This window comes from Marmoricola sp. RAF53 (assembly GCF_052114005.1).
Classification (GTDB): Bacteria; Actinomycetota; Actinomycetes; order Propionibacteriales; family Nocardioidaceae; genus Marmoricola.
In genome coordinates this window covers 39,836-57,041 of sequence record NZ_JBFRDX010000024.1, presented here as the reverse complement: position 1 = coordinate 57,041, position 17,206 = coordinate 39,836, and the positions used below count along the sequence as shown (strand labels likewise).

The 17,206-nt window shown below is 72.3% G+C and carries 20 protein-coding genes; 7 read left to right on the top strand and 13 right to left on the bottom strand.

Annotation, left to right across the window (positions count from 1 at the left end):
* The 4 genes from AB4Y76_RS17800 to rimP all read right to left on the bottom strand — a co-directional run.
* On the bottom strand, positions 1 to 437 hold a 437-nt coding region (locus AB4Y76_RS17800; protein ID WP_441927704.1), incomplete at its 3' end, for a translation initiation factor IF-2 N-terminal domain-containing protein.
* Between the two features lie 109 nt (positions 438 to 546).
* Positions 547 to 855, bottom strand: coding sequence for a YlxR family protein (locus AB4Y76_RS17795; RefSeq protein WP_441927702.1), 309 nt, complete (start codon positions 853 to 855; stop codon positions 547 to 549).
* 86 nt (positions 856 to 941) lie between these two features.
* A complete protein-coding gene (gene nusA / locus AB4Y76_RS17790) occupies positions 942 to 1,919 on the bottom strand; it encodes a transcription termination factor NusA (RefSeq protein ID WP_441927700.1) in 978 nt (325 codons plus the stop codon).
* Position 1,920: 1 nt separating this feature from the next.
* The gene (gene rimP / locus AB4Y76_RS17785) at positions 1,921 to 2,448 is read right to left on the bottom strand and encodes a ribosome maturation factor RimP (RefSeq protein ID WP_441927698.1); all 528 of its coding nucleotides are present in this window, start codon (positions 2,446 to 2,448) and stop codon (positions 1,921 to 1,923) included.
* Between the two features lie 129 nt (positions 2,449 to 2,577).
* On the opposite strand from rimP, the gene AB4Y76_RS17780 reads away from it, so the two are divergent.
* Together AB4Y76_RS17780 and AB4Y76_RS17775 are read left to right on the top strand one after the other, a co-directional pair.
* Positions 2,578 to 3,135 carry a hypothetical protein gene (locus AB4Y76_RS17780; protein WP_441927696.1) on the top strand — a complete coding sequence of 186 codons (558 nt, stop codon included), beginning with the start codon at positions 2,578 to 2,580 and terminating at the stop codon, positions 3,133 to 3,135.
* Entirely contained in the window at positions 3,132 to 3,551 is a 420-nt protein-coding gene (locus AB4Y76_RS17775; protein WP_441927694.1) for a ferritin-like domain-containing protein, read from the top strand. The genes AB4Y76_RS17780 and AB4Y76_RS17775 overlap by 4 nt, the downstream gene beginning before the upstream one ends.
* 53 nt (positions 3,552 to 3,604) lie before the next feature.
* Here the strand turns inward: AB4Y76_RS17775 and AB4Y76_RS17770 are convergent, their stop codons facing one another.
* Both AB4Y76_RS17770 and AB4Y76_RS17765 read right to left on the bottom strand, forming a co-directional pair.
* Entirely contained in the window at positions 3,605 to 4,333 is a 729-nt protein-coding gene (locus AB4Y76_RS17770; protein WP_441927692.1) for an HAD family hydrolase, read from the bottom strand.
* Positions 4,334 to 4,533: 200 nt separating this feature from the next.
* Positions 4,534 to 6,303 (bottom strand): proline--tRNA ligase, encoded by a 1,770-nt coding sequence (locus tag AB4Y76_RS17765; protein ID WP_441927690.1) that lies wholly within the window; start codon positions 6,301 to 6,303, stop codon positions 4,534 to 4,536.
* A gap of 95 nt (positions 6,304 to 6,398) precedes the next feature.
* Between AB4Y76_RS17765 and AB4Y76_RS17760 the strand changes: the two genes are divergently transcribed.
* On the top strand, positions 6,399 to 7,244 hold the full coding sequence (locus tag AB4Y76_RS17760) for a hypothetical protein (RefSeq protein ID WP_441927688.1): 846 nt from the start codon (positions 6,399 to 6,401) through the stop codon (positions 7,242 to 7,244).
* A gap of 7 nt (positions 7,245 to 7,251) precedes the next feature.
* On the opposite strand, the gene AB4Y76_RS17755 is transcribed toward AB4Y76_RS17760, so the two are convergent.
* Both AB4Y76_RS17755 and AB4Y76_RS17750 read right to left on the bottom strand, forming a co-directional pair.
* Positions 7,252 to 7,617 (bottom strand): DoxX family protein, encoded by a 366-nt coding sequence (locus tag AB4Y76_RS17755; RefSeq protein ID WP_441927686.1) that lies wholly within the window; start codon positions 7,615 to 7,617, stop codon positions 7,252 to 7,254.
* A gap of 31 nt (positions 7,618 to 7,648) precedes the next feature.
* Positions 7,649 to 8,527 (bottom strand): GNAT family N-acetyltransferase, encoded by an 879-nt coding sequence (locus AB4Y76_RS17750; RefSeq protein ID WP_441927684.1) that lies wholly within the window; start codon positions 8,525 to 8,527, stop codon positions 7,649 to 7,651.
* A gap of 98 nt (positions 8,528 to 8,625) precedes the next feature.
* On the opposite strand from AB4Y76_RS17750, the gene AB4Y76_RS17745 reads away from it, so the two are divergent.
* On the top strand, positions 8,626 to 9,384 hold the full coding sequence (locus AB4Y76_RS17745) for a hypothetical protein (RefSeq protein ID WP_441927682.1): 759 nt from the start codon (positions 8,626 to 8,628) through the stop codon (positions 9,382 to 9,384).
* On the opposite strand, the gene ispG is transcribed toward AB4Y76_RS17745, so the two are convergent.
* The 4 genes from ispG to AB4Y76_RS17725 are packed head-to-tail and all read right to left on the bottom strand — an operon-like array spanning position 9,377 to position 13,385.
* Positions 9,377 to 10,528, bottom strand: coding sequence for a flavodoxin-dependent (E)-4-hydroxy-3-methylbut-2-enyl-diphosphate synthase (gene ispG, locus AB4Y76_RS17740; RefSeq protein WP_441927680.1), 1,152 nt, complete (start codon positions 10,526 to 10,528; stop codon positions 9,377 to 9,379). The two genes, AB4Y76_RS17745 and ispG, sit on opposite strands and share 8 nt — an antisense overlap.
* A gap of 43 nt (positions 10,529 to 10,571) precedes the next feature.
* Positions 10,572 to 11,864 (bottom strand): M50 family metallopeptidase, encoded by a 1,293-nt coding sequence (locus tag AB4Y76_RS17735; protein WP_441927678.1) that lies wholly within the window; start codon positions 11,862 to 11,864, stop codon positions 10,572 to 10,574.
* The gene (gene dxr / locus AB4Y76_RS17730) at positions 11,861 to 12,979 is read right to left on the bottom strand and encodes a 1-deoxy-D-xylulose-5-phosphate reductoisomerase (RefSeq protein ID WP_441927676.1); all 1,119 of its coding nucleotides are present in this window, start codon (positions 12,977 to 12,979) and stop codon (positions 11,861 to 11,863) included. The genes AB4Y76_RS17735 and dxr overlap by 4 nt, the downstream gene beginning before the upstream one ends.
* Positions 12,980 to 13,010: 31 nt before the next feature.
* Positions 13,011 to 13,385: a nuclear transport factor 2 family protein gene (locus AB4Y76_RS17725; RefSeq protein ID WP_441927674.1), complete on the bottom strand. Its 375-nt coding sequence runs from the start codon at positions 13,383 to 13,385 to the stop codon at positions 13,011 to 13,013.
* A gap of 185 nt (positions 13,386 to 13,570) precedes the next feature.
* On the opposite strand from AB4Y76_RS17725, the gene AB4Y76_RS17720 reads away from it, so the two are divergent.
* On the top strand, positions 13,571 to 13,792 hold the full coding sequence (locus AB4Y76_RS17720; protein WP_441927672.1) for a tetratricopeptide repeat protein: 222 nt from the start codon (positions 13,571 to 13,573) through the stop codon (positions 13,790 to 13,792).
* Positions 13,793 to 13,804: 12 nt separating this feature from the next.
* Here AB4Y76_RS17720 and AB4Y76_RS17715 read toward each other — a convergent pair whose 3' ends face one another.
* The gene (locus AB4Y76_RS17715; protein WP_441927670.1) at positions 13,805 to 15,262 is read right to left on the bottom strand and encodes an NAD-dependent succinate-semialdehyde dehydrogenase; all 1,458 of its coding nucleotides are present in this window, start codon (positions 15,260 to 15,262) and stop codon (positions 13,805 to 13,807) included.
* A 22-nt stretch (positions 15,263 to 15,284) separates the two neighbouring features.
* On the opposite strand from AB4Y76_RS17715, the gene AB4Y76_RS17710 reads away from it, so the two are divergent.
* Both AB4Y76_RS17710 and AB4Y76_RS17705 read left to right on the top strand, forming a co-directional pair.
* Entirely contained in the window at positions 15,285 to 16,142 is an 858-nt protein-coding gene (locus AB4Y76_RS17710; RefSeq protein WP_441927668.1) for an ABC transporter substrate-binding protein, read from the top strand.
* A gap of 147 nt (positions 16,143 to 16,289) precedes the next feature.
* Positions 16,290 to 17,201, top strand: coding sequence for a serine protein kinase RIO (locus AB4Y76_RS17705; protein WP_441927666.1), 912 nt, complete (start codon positions 16,290 to 16,292; stop codon positions 17,199 to 17,201).
* Positions 17,202 to 17,206 lie beyond the last annotated feature (5 nt).

Here is a 17,206-nt window from a genome sequence, read left to right as displayed (position 1 = left end):
ACCGGGGCCTGGGCGGCAGGAGCAGCGGGCTCCTCGACGACCGGGACGGGCTCGGCCTTGGCGGCGGCGCGCGGACCGGGCCGGGGGCCGGCCTTGGCGGGCTCGGCGACCTCGGCGGCGACCTCGGCGGCGGGTGCCGCGGCAGGAGCCTCGACGGCCGGCGCCTCGACGGCGGGCGCCTCGGCCGGCGTCTCGGCCGGTGCCTCAGCGGCGGCCTTCTTGGCCGGCGCCTTCTTGGCAGCCTTCTTCGCCTCGGCGGCTTCCCTGCGCGCCGTCAGCTCGGCGCCGTGCTTGTCCTTGAAACGCTGGACGACGGGCGGCTCGACGCCGGACGACGCCGCCTTGACGAACTCCCCCATGTCGGTGAGAAGTGCGAGGACTTCCTTGCTGGGGACGCCATATTCCTTGGCGAGTTCACTTACTCGGACCTTGGCCACGTGTTTCCTCCTGGTCCGAGCGGGTGCTGCGGACCGTTAGTTGATGTGCAAGCTCATCGGAAAGTACTCATCGAGTGCTCATGAGCTGGTGCTCCAGTTCCTAGACGTACTACTCGGTCTCTGACAGTGCGAGATGGGCCCGCAGCTCCTCCGTGCTGGGCCCCTGGGAGCCGCTCCCCATCCGGAGAGCGCGCCCGAAGGCCCGACGACGCACGGCGAGCTCCAGACACGCGGGCGAGGGGTGGACGTGCGCCCCGCGACCCGGTGCGGTGCCTTCCGGGTCCGGGAGCACGGCCTGCCGGCCGTCCTGCCCGATCCCGAGAGTCACCCGCAGCAACTCACGTTTGGCGGCTCGCTCCCGGCATCCGACGCACGTCCGGACCGGGCCGGAACGCAGGGGGTTGTCGGGAGAAGTCACCAGCAGTGGAGTCTAGCCGTTCCGGGGCGGAACTCCGAACCGGCGGCGTGACAGGTGTTGCGGCCGAGGCTGCTGAGACCCCTGGATCAGTCCTCGGGCGCCTCGTCGCTCCGGATGTCGATGCGCCAGCCCGTCAGCCGGGCTGCCAACCGGGCGTTCTGGCCCTCCTTGCCGATGGCCAGGGAGAGCTGGAAGTCCGGGACGACGACGCGCGCGGAACGGGCCGCCTCGTCGACCACGGTCACGCTGGTCACGCGCGCCGGGCTGAGCGCGTTGCCGACCAGGTCGGCGGGGTCGTCGGACCAGTCGACGATGTCGATCTTCTCGCCGTGCAGCTCGTTCATCACGTTGCGCACCCGCTGCCCCATCGGGCCGATGCAGGAACCCTTCGGGTTGACCCCGGCCACGTTCGAGCGGACCGCGATCTTGGTGCGGTGGCCCGCCTCGCGGGCGATCGCGACGATCTCGACGGTGCCGTCGGCGATCTCCGGGACCTCCAGCGCGAACAGCTTCTTCACCAGGTTCGGGTGCGTCCGCGAGAGCATCACCTGGGGGCCGCGCATGCCCTTGCGGACGCTGACCACCAGGCACTTGATCCGGGTGCCGTGCGAGTAGTCCTCGCCGGGGACCTGCTCGCCCGAGGGCAGCAGCGCCTCGATCTTGCCCAGGTCGACCATCACGTCGTTGGGGTCCCGGCCCTGCTGGATCAGCCCGGAGACGATGTCGCCCTCCTTGCCGGAGAACTCGCCGAAGCGGAGCTCGTCCTCGGCGTCCCGCAGCCGCTGCAGCATGATCTGCTTCGCGGTCGTCGCGGCGATCCGGCCGAAGTCGGCCGGGGTGTCGTCGAACTCCTCGCCCTCCGGCGCGCCGTCCTCGGCCGCCTCGCGGGCCAGCACCGCCACGTGCCCGGACTTGCGGTCCAGCTGGACCCGCGCGTGCTCCAGCGCCCCCGGCGTCTTGTGGTACGCCGTCAGCAGCGCCTGCTCGATCGCCTCCACGAGCACGTCGAAGGAGATCTCCTTCTCCCGCTCGAGCATGCGCAGGATGCTCATGTCGATGTCCACGTCAGTCCTCCTGCTCGTCAGCCCGGTCGTCCGGCTGGTCGTCGTTCTTGTCGGGGCGGTGCGGCTTGAACTCGATCTGGACCTTGGCCTTGCTCACGTCGGCGTACGCGATCCGCCGGGTGCGGCCGGCGACGTCGAGCACCACGCCCTCGTCGTCGCTGCTGCCGACCCGGCCGGTCACCGGGGCGCTCCCGTCGGTGAACGAGACCTTCACCAGCCGGTCGGCGTTCCGGCGCCAGTGCCGCGGCAGCGTGAGCGGGCGGTCGACGCCCGGGGAGGAGACCTCCAGGGTGTACGCGCCCTGGCCCATCAGGTCGGAGCCGTCGAGCAGCTCCGAGACGGCGCGGGTGGCGTCGGCGATGTCGTCCATGTCGACGCCGCCGTCCTTGTCGACGGCCACGCGCAGGACCGAGTGCTTGCCGGCCTTGGTGAGCTCCACCGCTTCGAGATCGAGGCCGAGCGCCTCGACCTTCGGCGCCAGCTCTCCAGCCAGGCGGTCGGTGATGTCCGGCGTCTTCCCAGAACTCATCCGGCGACCTCCTGCTGTGATGTTGTGTGGCGCCAGCCTAGGGCATCGACCCCCGCCTCAGAACCACCCCGCCTCCGGACCACCCCGCCTCCGGACCACCCCGCGCCGACCCGCTGGCTACGATGCGCCGTGATGTCGCCCCGTCCTTCTTCCGCCAGCCCGGTCCGGTCCCCCGGTCCGTCGCGGCGCGCTCTGCTGGCCCTCGGCGCCGGCCTGACCGGCGCGGTGACCCTCGTCGCGGCCGGCTGCAGCGTCGAGAACCCGTTCTCCGACCAGACCACCCCGGCCGCGGAGGCGGTCCGGGACCTCTCCCCCGACGTCGCCGTCGCGGTCGAGGCGACCACGCTGATCCGCGGCGTGCAGGCCGCGGTCGGCGCCACCACGACGGCCTTCCCGGCGACGGCCCCCGCCCTGTCCGGCCTGGCCGCGATGCACGCCGCGCACCTGGCCGCGGTCGAGGACGCGGTGCCGGACCGGGTGGACACCTCGGCCGGCGGAGCGGCGTACCAGGTGCCGGCGACCCGGGCCGCGGCCCGCACCCGGCTGCTCGCCGCCGAGCGCACCCACCACGACCAGCTCGTCGGGCTGGCGATGCGGGCCGAGAGCGGACCTTTCGCCGGCCTGCTCGGCCAGATGGCCGCGTCGGTCTCCCAGCACCTGGCCGCCTTGGACGGGACCGCCCGATGACCCCGGTCGAGGCGCTGCAGGCGGCGCTGGCCGGTGAGCACGCCGCGGTCTACAGCTACGGCGCGATCGGCGCCCGGACCTCCGCGTCGGCCGAGCACGCCCTGTACGCCGCGATGCTGGCCGCCTTCCGGGCGCACCGCAAGCGCCGCGACCAGCTGACCGTGATGGTCCAGGGGCACGGGGAGACGCCGGTCGCGGCCGAGGTCGACTACGAGGTCACGACCGCGCTCGGCACTCCCGCAGAACTGAGCAATGCGGCGCTCCAGGTGGAGCGCCGCATTGCCAGGACGTTCAACCAGCTGGTCGAGAGCACCGCCGGCGCGGAGCGCCGGTGGGCCCTTGTCGCTCTCGACGACGCGGCCGTTCGTCAGGTGGAGTTCCGAGGAACCCCCGAGATGTTCCCCGGCACCACCTGACAGGAATCTTGTCGCCCCTCAGGTCCCAGTGGAACCAACCCGCCACTTCCACTTCATGCACTGCACAACCCGGCAACAATTGCCGGGATCTCGGCGAGCTCGTGGGCGACCGCGTCCGGGACCCCCTCGGTGTGCCCGAGCTGCTCGGCCGGGATCGCGCTGTGCGGCACGTGCACGGCCTTGAGGCCCGCGTTCCTGGCGCCCCAGACGTCGTCGAACAGCCGGTCCCCGACGTACACGCACCGGGCCGGGTCGGTCGCCCCCACCGCCGCCATCGCCGCCGCGAACGCCTCCGGCGCCGGCTTCGTCCACGGGATCTCGCTGGTGTACACGTCGCCGTCGATCAGGTCGAGCACCCCGTCGCGGCGGAACCAGCCCTCGTGCCACTCCCGTGGCCAGATCGTGTTCGACAGCACGCCGACCTTGATGCCCGCACCGCGGAGCGCGCGCAGCATCGGCCCGGCCTGCGGGTCGGTCAGGGTGTGCGGCTCCCAGAACTCCCGGTAGGCCGTCAGCAGGGCGGGGTCGTGGTCGAGGCCGGCCTCGGCGAACAGGTCGGCCACCGTGGCGCTGCGCTGGTGGTCCCGGCTCCAGCCCCAGACCGTGCTCCCGGCCGCGTGCAGCCGGGCCGCGTTCGCGTGGTGGTCGTCCTCGGTCGAGGGCGTCGCGGTCACCGCGGCCGCCAGCGCCAGCGACTCGGCGTGGAAGTCGATGTCGTGCCAGGCGGTCAGCGTGCCGCCCCAGTCGAAGATGACCGCCTCGACGGTCCGCGGGTCCTCCATCGGGCGAACCTATCCGCAGGACCGCCGCGGGGTCAGCCGGGTTTCGGGGCGGTGTGCCCCGGTGCACGTTTGAAACGACGGCATGGGGGAACTCGGACGGCGTGGGGTGATCGCGGCGACGAGATCACCGGGTACGGACCCTCGGGCTCCGGCCCGCCCGGACGGGGGATGGAAGATCCGGGTGGGTCGGGGGGCTCGGTTCAGCCGCGGACCAGGGCGTTCAGGTGCGCGGCCGCCTCGGCCACCGGCACCTCGGTGCGCTCGCCGCTGCGCCGGTCCTTGACCTCGACGTTGCCCTCCGCGAGCCCGCGGCCGACGGTGACGATCGTCGGGACCCCGATCAGCTCGGCGTCCTTGAACTTCACCCCGGGGCTCACCTTGCCGGCGCGGTCGTCGTAGAGCACGTCGACCCCGGCCGCGGAGAGCTCCGCGGCGAGCTTCTCGGCCGCCTCGAACAGCGCGGGCTCCTTGCCGGCCGCGACCACGTGCACGTCCGCCGGGGCGATCTCGCGCGGCCAGACCAGGCCGAGCTCGTCGTTGTTGCCCTCGGCGATCGCCGCGACCGCGCGCGAGACACCGATGCCGTAGGAACCCATCGTCACCGTGACGAGCTTCCCGTTCTCGTCGAGGACCTGCAGGTCCAGCGCCTCGGCGTACTTCTTGCCGAGCTGGAAGATGTGACCCATCTCGATGCCGCGCGCCGACTCCAGGACGCCGTCCGCGCAGTTCGGGCAGGCGTCGCCGTCCCGCACCTCGGCGGCCTCGATGGTGCCGTCGGGCGTGAAGTCACGACCCGCGACGAGGTCGAGGACGTGGCTGCCGGCGACGTCCGCGCCGGTCACCCACGCGGTGCCCTCGGCGACCCGCGGGTCCACCAGGTACCGGATGCCCGAGGCCGACGCCTCGCCGAGCACGCCGGGGCCGATGTAGCCCTTGACCAGCGCGGCGTGCTTCTTGAGCTCGGCGTCGTCCATCGGCTCGACCTCGATCGGCTCGAGCTGGCCCTCCAGGCGCTTCTGGTCCACCTCGCGGTCGCCCGGCAGGCCGATCGCCAGCGGCTCCCGGGTGCCGTCGGGGTGCTTGAGCACGACGAGCACGTTCTTCAGGGTGTCGCCCGCGGTCCACGGCCGGCCGGCACGGGGGTGGCGCTCGTTGAGGAACGCCACCAGCGTGTCGATGGTCGGGGTGTCCGGGGTCTCCTCGGCGTGCGCTGCCGGGGCGGCGTCGTACGCGACGGGCGCGGGCGGGCGGACCTCGACGGCCTCGACGTTCGCCGCGTAGTCGCAGTTCGTGCAGCGCACGTAGGTGTCCTCGCCGACCTCGGCCTTGGCGAGGAACTCCTCGGACTTCGAGCCACCCATCGCACCCGCCGTCGCCTTGACGATCACGTAGTCGAAGCCGAGCCGGTCGAAGGTCTTGATGTAGGCCTCGCGGTGCGCGGCGTACGAGCGGTCCAGGCCCTCGTCGGTGGTGTCGAAGGAGTAGGAGTCCTTCATCACGAACTCGCGCCCGCGGAGGATGCCCGCCCGCGGACGCGCCTCGTCGCGGTACTTGTTCTGGATCTGGTAGAGCCAGACCGGCAGGTCCTTGTACGACGAGTACAGGTCCTTCACCACCAGGGTGAACATCTCCTCGTGCGTCGGGCCGAGGAGGTAGTCGCCGTCCTTGCGGTCCTTGAGCCGGAAGATGCCGTCGCCGTACTCGGTCCAGCGGCCGGTCGCCTCGTAGGGCTCGCGCGGCAGGATCGCCGGGAACAGCAGCTCCTGGGCGCCCATCGCGTCCATCTCCTCGCGGATGATGCCCTCGACGTTGCGCAGCACCCGCAGCCCGAGCGGCAGCCAGGTGTAGATGCCCGGCGCGGCGCGGCGGACGTACCCGGCCCGCACCAGCAGCTTGTGGCTCGGCACCTCGGCGTCCGCCGGGTCGTCCCGGAGGGTGCGCACGAACAGGGTCGACATCCGCAGGATCATGGGGTGAAGGCTAGCCGTGAGGTGCGGCCGGCCGCGAAGCGGATTCCCCGAGGTCGCCGTGCCACGGGCTTGGCGCCGCGTGGCACCATCGCCGCGTGAAGCGCGTCCTGATCGGCTCCCTGGCCCTCCTCGTCCTCGCCGGCTGCGGCTCGTCCCCGGGCGAGAAGGCCGACCCGGCCCCGAGCGGCAGCCCCTCCTCCTCGGCGACCGCGACCCCGGGTGCGTGGGCGCAGGCGAAGAGCATCCTCACCGGCGGCAGGGGCCGGGTCGGCACGTTCCGGACGCAGGTCGACCTCGGCCCGCGCGGCGCCCTCGTGGAGCGCGGCGGGTACACGATCGGCCCGGACGGCTCGTCGGTCGAGCGGAAGACCCGGCTCGTCGACCCGAAGACCGGGAAGTCGAGCACCCAGGTGCTGTCCGTGATCCGCACCCCCGACAACAGTGCCTTCGTGATGCAGACGACGGGCGCCGCCGCGCACTGCTGGATCCCGGTCACCGCGAGCGAGCTCGAGCGCGACAGCAGCGGTCAGTCGCCGCTGCCCGGCGCGGTGCTCGTCCTGCAGGGCGCCCGGGTCGCGGAGGACCCCGCGAGCACCGGCAAGCCGATGTCCGTGCCGGGGACGATCTCCGGGCTGACCGCGTTGCAGGCGCTCGGTTTCAGCCTCGACGAGGTCGACGCCGCCGCCACCGCCGCGAGCGAGACCGACGTGCCGATCACGCTGCTGGTCGCGGCCGACGGGTCCCCGGCCGGCTTCACCGTCGACGGCAAGGCGGTCGCGGACGCGCTCGGTGACGCCGGCCTGCCGAAGGCGGTCTCCGACCTGCTCCCGCAGATGAGCGCCCGGTCCGTGCTGAGCCGGCTCGGTACGAACCCCCAGATCGCGGCACCGCCGGCAGCGTCGCTCGCCGCCCCGCAGGGCACCTGCACGCCGAAGTCCTGAGGCCGGGTCAGCGACCGGCGCGCAGCGCTCCCCGGATCATCGGGACCTGGAGTGGGAGCCGCGCGAACGCCGCGACCTTGAACGGAGTGTTCCGGGTCTTCGACGCGTCGACGGCCATCTTCACGTTGCCCGGGTAGACCCCGACCAGCAGCGCCGCGCTGGCGAGGCCGGCGATCCGGCGGGTCCGCGGCACCAGCATGCCGAGCGCGCAGACGATCTCGGCGACGCCCGAGCCGAGGACGACCTCGCGGTGCGCGGGCACCCAGGACGGCATCAGCGGCTCGAAGACCTCCGGCTTGACCAGGTGGACGGTGCCGGAGACGAGGAAGGCTCCGACGACGATCTTGGCGTCGCGACGCAGGGGTGCGGTCATGCGGCCGAGCGTACGGGGAGGTACCGAACCCTCAGAACATCAGCGTCGAGAAGGTGCCGGTCTGCTCGAAGCCCACCCGCTCGTACGCCGTCCGGGCACCGGTGTTGTGCGCGTTCACGTACAGCGCGACGTTCGGCGCGATCTCCCGCCGAGCGAACTCGACCACCGCCGCCATGCCCCGGGTGCACAAACCCTCGCCTCGCCGCGCCGGGTCGACGTACACGCCCTGGACCTGGCAGGCCGTCGGGGTCGCGCAGGCGACCTCGGCCTTGAAGACCACCTTGCCGTCCTCCACCCGGGAGAACGACCAGCCGCGGTTGACCAGCTGGGAGACCCGGGCCCGGTAGAGGTTGCGGCCGCCGTCGGCCTCCGGCGAGACGCCGACCTCCTCGGTGTACATCGCCACGCAGGCCGGGTAGAGCAGGTCGGTCTCCGCGGTGGTGGTCCGTCGTACCAGCGGGTCCGGCTCGACCGCCGGCTTGCCGCTGATCACCAGGTGCGGCTGGTCCCAGCGCTCGTCCCGCGGCCGGCCCCACTCGGGCTCGAGGTCGGCCCAGAGCATCTCGACCGCCTCGCGCGGGCCGACGATCGTCGAGCTCGTACGCCGCTGCGCCAGCGCACGCCGGGCGAACGCGGCGCACGCCTCGCGGCCGGCCTGCACCGGGACCAGGTTGGCGCCGACGTGGCAGAGCGAGAGCAGCTCGCCGTCCTCGACGTAGCCCCACATCTGGCCGCCGAGCCAGCGCTGGTCGAGCTGGGTGATCCGGCTGCGGTACTCCGCGAACACGTTGGTGACCGGGTCGACCGCCATCACCTCCAGCGCGGCCGGCAGGTCCGCCGGCCCGAGCACGCGCACCCCGGCCGAGCGCGGCCCGGGGGCCTCGGCGTACCGGTCGGCGGAAGTGAGCACGCTGCGACTCTAAAGGTTCCCGCGGTGCTCCCGACAGGCCCGGTCCCGACTCCGGCGACCTGCCCTCGGGCGGGCGCCGTGGCGGCTACCGTTGCGCCATGTCTCGTCTGTCCCGGTGGTTCGCACCCGCCCCAGTCGCGGGCCCGGCGCTGGCACTGACGGTCCTCCTCGGGCTGGCGACGACCGGCTGCGGTGCCGACACGGCTCCGGCGAAGGCGGCCTCGACGGCCGACCTCCAGAAGGTCTGCCGCGCCCAGTGGCACGACGTCGCCCAGACCGTCCTCGGCCTGGACGGGGAGACCGACCCGTCCGCCCTGGCGTCGCGCTGGACCTCGATCATCGCCACGATCGACTACTACGAGACGGCGGCGACCACGAAGAAGTGCCAGCAGACGATCGAGACCCAGGTACGGGCGATCAGCGCGCTGCGGCAGTTCACCCAGAAGCTGCAGCCCTACGACATGACCCGCCAGCTGCGGCAGGTCGAGCCCTCGGTCGAGCTCTACCTGACCGACCCGCTGCCGAGACCGACCCGCGACGAGAACGGGAAGCTCGTGAGGCCGGCGGGCAAGGGGCAGGTGAACCAGGCCGTCAAGCAGCTGCGCGCGAACGCCGCGGCGGCCGACGCGGACCTGGCCGCCGGCTGGGGCGAGATGGCACGGGTCGACCTCGACGACCCCGCGGCCGTCAAGGCCGCGCTGGCCGACCTGGACCAGCTCGCCCAGGACAGCCAGGCGTGGCAGGCCAGCGAGCAGGCGTTGCAGGTGATCGTCGCCGCGATCCGGGCCCAGGAGGGCCAGGTGGGTCAGCCGGCCCCCGAGCCCGACCCGACGGACGTGCCCGGCGGCGTCAGCTGACCGTGACCTCGGCGGCGGCGCCCTCGACCGGCTCCATCTCCTCGGCCAGGCGCATGGCCTCCTCGATCAGGGTCTCCACGATCTGCGACTCGGGCACCGTCTTGATGACCTCGCCCTTGACGAAGATCTGACCCTTGCCGTTGCCGGAGGCGACACCGAGGTCGGCCTCGCGGGCCTCGCCGGGGCCGTTCACGACGCAGCCCATCACGGCCACCCGGAGCGGGACCTCCATCCCCTCCAGCCCGGCGGTGACCCGCTCGGCGAGGGTGTAGACGTCGACCTGGGCCCGGCCGCAGGACGGGCACGAGACGATCTCCAGCTTGCGCGGCCGCAGGTTCAGCGACTGCAGGATCTGGATGCCGACCTTGACCTCCTCCACCGGCGGGGCCGACAGCGAGACCCGGATCGTGTCGCCGATGCCGCGGGAGAGCAGCGCGCCGAAGGCGGTCGCGGACTTGATGGTGCCCTGGAACGCCGGCCCGGCCTCGGTGACCCCGAGGTGCAGCGGCCAGTCGCCCTCCTCGGCGAGCAGCTCGTAGGCGCGGACCATGACGACCGGGTCGTTGTGCTTCACCGAGATCTTGAAGTCGCGGAAGCCGTGCTCCTCGAAGAGGGACGCCTCCCACTTCGCGGACTCGACCAGCGCCTCGGGCGTCGCCTTGCCGTACTTGGCGAGCAGCCGCGGGTCCAGCGAGCCGGCGTTGACGCCGATCCGGATCGAGGTGCCGTGGTCCTTCGCGGCCGCGGCGATCTCCTTGATCTGGTCGTCGAACTTCTTGATGTTGCCCGGGTTCACCCGGACCGCGGCACAACCGGCCTCGATGGCGGCGAAGACGTACTTCGGCTGGAAGTGGATGTCCGCGATCACCGGGATCTGCGAGTGCTTCGCGATCTCCGGCAGCGCCTCGGCGTCGTCCTGGGACGGGCAGGCGACCCGGACGATGTCGCACCCGGCGGCGGTGAGCTCGGCGATCTGCTGGAGCGTGGTGTTCACGTCCGAGGTGAGCGTGGTGGTCATCGACTGCACCGAGACCGGCGACTCGCTGCCGACCCCGACCTTGCCGACGCGGATCTGACGCGTCGGACGACGCGGGGCGAGCACCGGCGGCGGGGCCTCGGGCATGCCGAGGGAGATCGAGGTCATGGACCCAGGCTATCGGCCCGGGCCTCACGATCCCGCACGACGCCTACGCCACGGGAGCGACGATGTCGGCGTACACCAGGACGACCGTCATGACGAGGAGCAGCCCGGCCACGACGTACGCCACCGGGAGCAGCCGGGCGACGTCGAAGTAGCCCGGGTCGGGCTGGCCGCGCAGCCGCGCCCAGGCCCGCCGCATCGCCTCGTACAGCGCACCGGCGATGTGGCCGCCGTCCAGGGGCAGCAGCGGCACGAAGTTGAACATGCCGAGGAACAGGTTGACCCCGGCGAGCAGGCTGAGGACGAACGCGGCCTTGTCGCCGAACCCGACCCCGTCGTTCGACGCCGCCTCACCGGCCACCCGGCTGACGCCGACGACGCTCATCGGGCTCTCCGGGTCGCGCTGCTCGAGGCCGAGCGCGGCCTTCCCGACGCCCCACAGCTTGACCGGCAGGTTGCCGAGGGCCTTGACCGTGTCGACGGTGTAGCCGCCCATCTGGCCGAGCGTGAAGAGCGGACCCTTCGAGACGTTCTCCTGGGTCGGGGTGATGCCGAGGTAGCCGACCTTGACGGAGTCCTCCTGGTTCTTCAGGGAGGGCAGCTCGTTGACGGCGGTCGTCGCGGTCAGCACCTTCTCCTGGCCGTCGCGCAGCACCGTGATGTCGGCGGTGCCGGCGCCGTTGGCGCGGATCAGCTTCTGCAGCTGGGCGTAGGAGGTGATCTCGGTGCCGTCGAACGCGACGACCTGGTCCCCCGCCGCGATGCCGGCGACCTTGGCCGGCGCGGCCGGGTCGGCGTCGGTGCACCGCGGGGTCGGCTCGTCGACGCGTACGGCGACGACGCAGTCGGCCACCGACTTCACCGTGGTGGTGGTCTCCGGGACGCCGTGGAACCAGAAGACCGCCCCGAAGAGGACGAACGCGATCATCAGGTTCACCGTCGGGCCGCCGGCCATCACGATGACCTTCTTCTGCCACGGCAGCTTGTAGAACATCCGGTCCTCGTCGCCCGGGATGAGCAGCTCGGCCTCGGCGGCGCGCGCGTCGGCGACCAGACGGCCGAACCCGGTCTCCTTGCCGGCCTTGTCGGCCCGCTCGTCGTGCGGCGGGAACATCCCGATCAGCTTCACGAAGCCGCCGAGCGGGAAGGCCTTGAGGCCGTACTCGGTGCCGTTGCGGTGCTTCGACCAGACGGTGCGGCCGAACCCGACGAAGAACTGGGGCACCCGGACGCCGAACTTGCGCGCCGGGACCATGTGCCCGCACTCGTGCAGCCCGATCGAGATCGCGAGGCCGAGCATGATCGCCGCGACACCGACGGTGTAGAGCAGAGGGGTCATCGGCGCTTCTCCAGCAGGCGGGCGGCCTCGTCGCGTGCCCAGGCGTCCGCCGCCAGCACGTCGTCGAGGGAGAGATCGGTCGGCGTCGAGCCTACGTCGTGGTTGGTGAGCGTGTCGGCGATCGTGTCGACGATCCCGGTGAACGGCAGCCGGCCGTCGCGGAACGCGGCCACGCACACCTCGTTCGCGGCGTTGTAGACCGCCGGCGCGGTGCCGCCGCGGGTGCCGGACTCGCGGGCCAGCCGGACCGACGGGAACGCGTCGTCGTCGAGCGGGAAGAACTCCCAGGTCTGCGCCGTGGTCCAGTCGACGGCCGGCGCGACGTCGTCGAGCCGGTCCGGCCAGGCCAGCCCGAGCGCGATCGGGATCAGCATCGTCGGCGGCGAGGCCTGCGCGATGGTCGACCCGTCGGTGAACTGCACCATCGAGTGCACCACCGAGGTCGGGTGCACCACGACCTCGATCCGGTCGAACGGGATGTCGAAGAGCAGGTGCGCCTCGATCACCTCCAGGCCTTTGTTGACCAGGGTCGCGGAGTTGATCGTCACCACCGGGCCCATGTCCCACGTCGGGTGCGCGAGGGCTTCCGGGAGGGTGACCGCGGCGAGCTGGTCGCGGGTCCGGCCGCGGAACGGCCCGCCGCTGGCGGTGAGGACCAGCTTGCGGACCTCGCCGGCCGAGCCGGAGCGCAGGCACTGGGCGAGCGCGCTGTGCTCGCTGTCCACGGGCACGATCTGGCCCGGCCGGGCACGCGAGGTCACCACCGAGCCGCCCATGATCAGGGACTCCTTGTTGGCCAGCGCCAGGGTGTTCCCCGCCTCCAGTGCGGCCAGCGTCGGACGCAGGCCGACCGCTCCGGTGATGCCGTTGAGCACGACGTCGGCCTCGACGGCGGCCGCCTCGATCGAGGCCTCCTGGCCGAGCCCGCTGAACAACCCCGGGTACGTCGCGGCGAACTCGTCCACCTGGTCGTCGTACAGGGCGCGGTGGGATCCGCCCGCGGTCAGCCCGACCACCCGGAAGCGGTCGGGGTTGGCGCGGACGACGTCGAGCGCCTGGGTGCCGATGGAACCGGTCGAGCCGAGGATCACCACGTCGCGTCGGGGAGAAGTCACGGCACCATCCTCCCAGGCCCGGGCCCGCCCGTCAGCGCGGGAAGGCCCGGTTCAGCAGCGCTTCACCCCCGTACGCCTGGAACCGCGCCAGCCGGCCGTCCCCGTCGAAGTCCAGGACGTCGACGGTGTCGACCTTCTCGCCGTCGATCGTCGTCTCGGTGAGCACCACGACCTTGTCGCCGTCCGCGAGGAATTCCTTCGGGGACGTCTGGAAGCCCTTCTCGACGATCTTCATCCAGAAGCCGCCGACCTCTTCCTTGCCGCGGTAGGTCCCGCTGATCGCGCTGTCGCCGCTGACGACCCACTCGATCGCGTCGGACATGTCCTTCATCGCGCCCTCGGCGTCGAGGGCGATGAACGCCGCGTACCCGTCCTTGGCCACCTGCTTGTTGCTGTCCGCTGCCATGTCGCACCTTCTGTCGGTTTCCCCCGAAACCGGGTCGCCCGCCCCGCAGCACTCCCCTCGACGCTAGGCGCGCTTCCCCGGCACGACAAGACTCGGTGGGGTGGTTTCCCCGCGGACCGCTCAGGTCGTCGCCGGGACGGCCGATGTGACGGCGATCACCTGATCCGACACCCGGGGAGACATACGTGGACGACCGCCTGCTGGCCAGCGTGGAGGCCGCCGTCGCGGCCCTGCCCGAGAACCTCTCCCTCCGGGTCCGGCTGGCCGACCTGCTGGTGCACGCTGGGAGGCCGGGCGAGGCGGTCCAGCACGCGGCCGCGGCGCTCGCCGTCGACCCGGGCTACGCCGACGCGCGGGCCGTGATGGGCCGTGCGCTCGCCGCCGCGCCGACGATGTCGGCGGCCTGACGGCCGGGTCGCTCAGACGTTGATCGCGACGTACTTGGTGTCCAGGTACTCCGCGATCCCCTCGTTGCCGCCCTCGCGGCCGGTGCCGGACTGCTTGACGCCGCCGAACGGGGCGCCGGCGTTGGAGACGATGCCCTGGTTGAGCCCGATCATCCCGGTCTCCAGCGCCTCGCAGACGCGGAAGGCCCGGGACAGGTCACGGGTGTAGACGTAGGCGACCAGTCCGTACTCGGTCCGGTTGGCGGCGGCGATCGCCTCCTCGTCGGTGCCGAAGGTCGCGATCGGGGCGACCGGGCCGAAGATCTCCTCGACCAGCACCTTGGCGTCCGGGGTCACGCCGGTCAGCACGGTCGGGGTGTAGAAGTACCCGTCTCCCTCGCCCTTCGTCCCGCCGGTGATCGCGGTAGCGCCCTTGGCGACCGCGTCCTCGACCAGCTCGGCGACCTTGCCCTGCTGGGTCTCGTCGATCAGCGGCCCGACGTCGGTGCCGTCCTCGGTGCCGCGGCCGACGGTGAGCGCGCCCATCCGGGCGGCGAGCTTGGCCGCGAACTCCTCGGCCACCGACTCGTGCACGTGGAACCGGTTGGCCGACGTGCAGGCCTCCCCCATGTTCCGCATCTTCGCCAGCATCGCGCCCTCGACGGCGGCGTCGAGGTCGGCGTCGGCGAAGACCAGGAACGGCGCGTTGCCGCCGAGCTCCATCGAGACCCGCAGGACCTGGTCGGCCGCCTGCGCGATCAGCTTCTTGCCGATCTGGGTGGACCCGGTGAAGCTCAGCTTGCGCAGCCGCGGGTCGCCGATGATCGGGGCCGAGACCTCGCCGGAGCGCATCGCGGTGATCACGTTCAGGACGCCCGGCGGCAGGCCGCACTCCGCCAGCACCTTCGCCAGCGCGAGCATCGACAGCGGCGTCTGGTGGGCCGGCTTGACCACCATCGTGCAACCGGCCGCGATCGCAGGCCCGATCTTCCGGGTGCCCATCGCGTTCGGGAAGTTCCAGGGCGTGATGAAGTAGCACGGGCCGACCGGCTGGCGCATCACCAGGACCCGGCTCTGCCCGTTGCCGGTGGTCTTGTAGTAGCCGTCCAGGCGCAGCGCCTCGCCGGAGAACCAGCGGAAGAACTCGGCGGCGTACGCGATCTCGCCCTTCGACTCCGCGACCGCCTTGCCCATCTCCAGGGTCATCAGCAGCGCGAGCTCCTCGGACCGCTCGCCCAGGGCGAGGAAGGCGCGGTGCAGGATCTCGGAGCGCTCGTTGGGCGGCGTCGCGGCCCAGCCGGCCTGCGCGGCGACGGCCGCGTCGAGCGCGGCGACGGCGTCCTCGGGCGACGCGTCCGCGACGCTGCAGAGGGTCTTGCCGGTGGCCGGGTCCTCGACCTCGAACGTCGCTCCGCCGGTGGCGTCGCGCCACTCGCCGCCGATGTAGAGCTGCTTCGGTACTGACGCCAGCACGGACTCTTCGGAGGTCATGTGCCCACCATAGAGTCGGCGTGTGCGCATCGTCAGCCTGCTCCCGTCGACCACCGAGATCCTGTTCGCGATCGGTGCCGGCGCCGACGTCGTCGGAGTGACCTTCGAGTGCGACTTCCCGGCCGAGGCGCGGACCCGGACGATCGTCTCGACGTCGGCGATGCCGGAGGGGCTGACGCCCGCGGAGATCGACGCGTACGTCGTCGGCGCGATGGCGCGCGGCGAGGACCTGTACCACCTCGACGAGGGCGCGCTGGCCGACCTGGACGCGGACCTGGTCGTGACGCAGGACCTCTGCGCGGTGTGCGCGGTCGACGTCTCCGTGGTCGACGACGCGCTCGCCCACCTCGGCTGCACGGCCGAGGTGCTGACCATCGACCCGCACACCCTCGACGAGGTCTTCGCCTCGATCGAGACCCTCGGTGCCGCCACCGGGCGCTCGGCGGAGGCTGCCGCGCTGGTCGCCGCCGAGCGCGCCCGGCTGGACGCCGTGAGCTCCCGGATCGCCGGCCGGATCGCCGGTGGGCCGCGCCCGCGGGTGATGTTCCTGGAGTGGACCGACCCGCCGTTCGCGCCGGGCCACTGGACCCCGGAGATGATCGTGCTCGCCGGCGGCGAACCGCTGCTCGGCACCCCGGGCCAGAAGTCCCGGCGGGTGACCTGGGAGGACGTCCACGCTGCCGCGCCCGACCTGGTGGTGGTCGCGCCGTGCGGCTACGACCGGGACGGCTCCGCCGCCCTGGCCGCGGAGCTCGTCGCCGCGGGGATGCTCCCCGCCGGGATCCCGGTGCACCCGGTCGACGCGAACGCCTCCTGGGCCCGCCCCGGCACCCGGCTGGTCGACGGCGTCGAAGAGCTCGCGCGGATCCTGCACCCGTAAAACCTGTTGCCCCGCCCCGGCCCCCTCGGTGAAGGTGGACCGGTCGAGCCCGGTCGTCGGGCTCCGGAGAGAGGAGAGGTGACATGCAGATCGCTGTCGTCGGCGTGCACTCGTCCCGCCACCCCTTCTCACTTCTTCGGAGCCACGATGACTTCAGCAGGGAACACCCCTGCGGCCGCTGAGCCGGCCGACCTCTTCACCCCTGAGCTCGACGCAGAGCTCGACGCAGAGCTCGACGCGCAGCTCGATCCCGCCTTCACCTGCGCCTGGGACGCCCTCGACGAACCCGGCGACGACCAGCGCTTCACCCGCTACTGGGACCTCGAACCGCTGATGCGGGGACCGCAGCCGGTCCCGGACTGGCTGGTCACCGACCGGGCCGCGGTCGAGACCGACCTCGGCGTCCTCAAGACCGGCAAGGAGGCGGACGTCCACCTCCTCGAACGGGCGGTCCCCGGGACCGGGGACCAGGTGGTGCTCGCCGCGAAGCGCTACCGCGGTGCCGAGCACCGCACCTTCCACCGCACCGCCGACTACACCGAGGGCCGCCGGACCCGGAACTCCCGGACCACGCGGGCCGTGGCCAAGAAGTCCGCGTTCGGCCGCGAGGTCGCCGCCGGCCAGTGGGCCTGGGCCGAGTGGGAGTCGCTGCAGCGCTGCTGGACCGCAGGCGTGCCGGTCCCCTACCCGGTGCAGATCGACGGCACCGAGATCCTGATGGAGCTGGTGACCGTGGACGGCGCACCGGCACCGCGGCTCGCGACCACCCGGCCGGAACCGCGGCTGCTGGCGGCCTGGTTCGAGCAACTCCGGGAGGCGATGCGGGCGATGGCGACGCACGGGTTCGCGCACGGCGACCTGTCGCCGTACAACATCCTCGCGGCCGGCGAGCGGCTCGTGGTGATCGACCTCCCGCAGGTCGTCGACCTGGTCGCCAATCCCCAGGGCGCGGACTTCCTGCTCCGCGACTGCCACAACGTCTGCACCTGGTTCGCCCGGCGCGGCCTGGCGGTCGACGAGCACGAGCTGTTCGCCGACCTGGTCGTGCTCGCCTGCTGAGGCGG